The 446-nt window shown below is 79.8% G+C and carries 1 pseudogene; it reads left to right on the top strand.

From position 1 onward, the window contains the following. Nucleotides 1–74: 74 nt before the first annotated feature. Nucleotides 75–446: pseudogene (locus E1283_RS36890) on the top strand (hypothetical protein); the annotation flags it as partial.

The following is a 446-nucleotide window of genomic DNA, read 5'->3' as shown; positions in this document are numbered from 1 at the left end:
CCTCCGCCACAGCCCCCACCCCGGCGGCCCCGACCGTGCCGACCGAGCCGACCGTGCACCAGATACCGGGCCCCGTGGGTCAGCGCCGTACCCCGCCCTCGCACCGCAAACCGCGGCAGCGCACCCGGATGGCGGCGGCCGCCGGTGGCGCGGTCGCCGCCGTGGTGGGCTGTACCGCGCTGGCCGCCTCCATCCTTGGCGGCCAGGGCCGGGTCAACGAGGTGCGCGGCGGCCCCAGCCTGTCCGTGCCGGACAACAACCCGCCGGCCGACGACCTCCCCGACGGCGACGGCACCGGCGAGCCGGACGACGGCGGCCGGGACGAGGGTCGCTCCGGCGGCGACCAGACGACGGTCGGCGCCACCCCGACGCCCGAGTCGGACGGCCAGGGCACCGAGGACCCGGGCGGCGCCGGCGACCAGCCGGTGCTCGACCCGCCCGTGCCC

This window comes from Streptomyces hainanensis, assembly GCF_004348415.1.
In the GTDB taxonomy this organism is placed as follows: domain Bacteria; phylum Actinomycetota; class Actinomycetes; order Streptomycetales; family Streptomycetaceae; genus Streptomyces; species Streptomyces hainanensis.
Note: the sequence above shows the minus strand (reverse complement) of the source record. Positions and strands in the feature narration are given on the sequence as shown.